Annotated in this window: 3 protein-coding genes; 1 reads left to right on the top strand and 2 read right to left on the bottom strand. The window is 60.7% G+C overall.

All coding sequences use genetic code 11. The annotated features are described in order from the left end of the window. The coding region (locus BN2475_RS35205) for a hypothetical protein (protein ID WP_218023765.1) at window positions 1-180 on the bottom strand (180 nt) is incomplete at its 3' end. A 221-nt stretch (window positions 181-401) separates the two neighbouring features. Between BN2475_RS35205 and BN2475_RS33075 the strand changes: the two genes are divergently transcribed. Further along, window positions 402-1,385: a sulfonate ABC transporter substrate-binding protein gene (locus BN2475_RS33075; RefSeq protein ID WP_094783508.1), complete on the top strand. Its 984-nt coding sequence runs from the start codon at window positions 402-404 to the stop codon at window positions 1,383-1,385. An 85-nt stretch (window positions 1,386-1,470) separates the two neighbouring features. Here BN2475_RS33075 and arsC read toward each other — a convergent pair whose 3' ends face one another. Beyond that, window positions 1,471-1,830, bottom strand: a complete 360-nt coding sequence (gene arsC / locus BN2475_RS33070) for an arsenate reductase (glutaredoxin) (protein ID WP_094783507.1) — start codon at window positions 1,828-1,830, stop codon at window positions 1,471-1,473. Between the last annotated feature and the right edge of the window lie 504 nt (window positions 1,831-2,334).

Below are 2,334 nucleotides of genomic sequence, written 5' to 3'. Positions count from 1 at the left end.
TGCGGTGCGGTGCGGTGCGGTGCGGTGCGGTGCGGTGCGGTGCGGTGCGGTGCGGTGCGGTGCGGTGCGGTGCGGTGCGGTGCGGTGCGGTGCGGTGCGGTGCGGTGCGGTGCGGTGCGGTGAAGAGGGCTTGCCCGCCTCTTCTGGCTCGACCGCACGCATCTGTTTGGATAACCCCATCCCACAGAGCGGCCCCGCCAGAATCGAGCCGACTGGAATCGACCGGAACAGCGAGAAGTGTCCCTTTCTGTCGATTAATGCAGCCGCGGCGCAGCGCGGATAGCAATTTGTAGCGGCGTGATTTGCTTATGCGAATTTATCGGTTCGTCCAGGCTGGTGGACGAACTATCGTCGAAGCCAATCGGTCCATTTTGCGTCCGTCTTTTTTAACGAGCACTTCTATGTCCCCTCATCCGCGGTTCACGCGCCGCACGTTCCTCGCCGGCGTGGGCGCTTCGCTGGCCGCCGCCACGCTGCCAGTCGTCCCCACCGCGGTTTTTGCCGCTGATGCGCACGCGAGGGAATTTCGCATCGGCTATCAGAAAGCTGCCAGTACGCTGGTGCTGCTGAAGTCGCACGGCACGCTCGAAAAACGGCTCGCGCCGCTCGGCGTCACCGTTAAGTGGACCGAGTTTCCGGCCGGGCCGCAATTGCTCGAGGGGCTGAATGTCGGCGCGATCGACTTCGGGTATGTGGGCGAGGCGCCGCCCGTGTTCGCGCAGGCCGCCGGCGCGAACTTCGTCTATACGGCGTATGAGATCCCGACACCGCACGCCGAAGGCATTCTCGTGCATCAGGACGCGCCGATCAAAACCTTGGCCGATTTGAAGGGTAAGAAGATCGCACTGAACAAAGGCTCCGACGTGCACTGGTTTCTGGTCGCCGCGTTGGAGAAGAGCGGAGTGAAGTACAGCGAGATTCAACCCGTCTACCTGCCGCCCGCCGACGCGCGCGCTGCCTTCGAACGCGGTGCCATCGATGCGTGGGCGATCTGGGATCCGTTCCTCGAAGCGGCGAAGCGGCAGTCGAACGCGCGCTTGCTCGCGGATGCCGACGGTATCGTGAGCCATCACCAGTTCTTCCTGAGCGCGCGGTCGTTCGCGCAGCAAGGCAGCAAGGTGCTCGCGATCACGATGGACGAGGTCGGCAAGGAAGGGGCCTGGGTGCGCGCTCACTATGGCGAAGCTGCCGCACAGCTCGCGCCCATTCAGGGGCTTGATGCGAACGTGATCGAAGCGGGCTTGCGACACTACGCGCATATCTATAAGCCGATCGATGCAAATGTACTCGCGCAGCAGCAACGTATCGCGGATACGTTTAACGAACTGCGGCTAATTCCGACGAAGATTGTCACGAAAGATGCGGCACTGGGAGTGAACGCCTAGGTCTCAGCGGCTTCGCGTGTGGGGCCTTTGCGTGGGGCCTTTGCGTGACGCTGCTCCGTCGGGCGAAGCGGCTTTGCGGCGACGCTCAGGCGAATAGCGCTGCCACGTTTTCCGGCGGGCGGCCAATCACGGCCCGCCCGTTTCGCACGACGATCGGGCGTTGCAGAAGGATCGGGTGTTTCGCCAGTGCTTCATATAACTGAGCGTCGGTGAGTGTCGCGTCGGAAAGATGAAGCTCTTTGTATTCGGCTTCCGTTTCGCGAATCATCTCGCGGACGGGACAGCCTAGTTGCTCGTTGAGTTGTTTGAGTTGTGCGACGGTGAGCGGCTGCTTCAGGTATTCAATGATTTCCGTTGCTTCGCCCGTGCGGTTGTAAGTGTCAGTGACGAGTTCGCACGCGGCGCGCGATTTGGAGCAGCGGGGATTGTGATAAATCGTGATCATGGTGTCGGGGACGGCGGGTGCGTCGGGTTATCGGTCGGTTGCGGGAAGTATTCGAGAGGATTTTAGCGGGTGGGAGGGATGATAGGGACGGGGCTTCGCGATGGGGTTTGTTCACTTGGCCGCATGATGGATGGTAGGCAAAAAGTAGTGGCATGGAGTGGCGGAGCGGCATTGGCGTTCAACAAAAGCAGGATAGCCCGCACCTACTTGCGCTGAAGAGCTGAACAGAGTGGCAGCAATTTTTTTCCTTTGCTAATGCGGGTTTTTCATTTAATCGACGTGCTGAGCGAGCACCGCGGCAAGCTGTGCGGATGTTGTGCTGTGATCCGGTGTGCTGCGCAGAGCGGGTGGCGCGACAGATCTCGGACCAATGCACTGATAACACCTGGCCCTTCCGCATGAACAGCATGGCGCTCCAGTTTATGCGCATAAACCGCTTCCAAATGACTATCCCCGATGTCGGCGTCGAGCGGACATCGCTATTCATTTGTATTAGCCTGAACC

Origin of the sequence: Paraburkholderia ribeironis (assembly GCF_900019265.1) — a bacterium.
Lineage (GTDB): Bacteria > Pseudomonadota > Gammaproteobacteria > Burkholderiales > Burkholderiaceae > Paraburkholderia > Paraburkholderia ribeironis.
The sequence above is the reverse complement of the archived record's forward strand: the minus strand, read 5'-3'. Positions and strand labels throughout refer to the sequence as shown.

Coding starts and splice junctions, on each gene's coding strand:
- BN2475_RS33075 (WP_094783508.1), top strand. CDS start 402: ATGTCCCCTCATCCGCGGTTCACGCGCCGCACGTTCCTCGCCGGCGTG.
- arsC (WP_094783507.1), bottom strand. CDS start 1,830: ATGATCACGATTTATCACAATCCCCGCTGCTCCAAATCGCGCGCCGCG.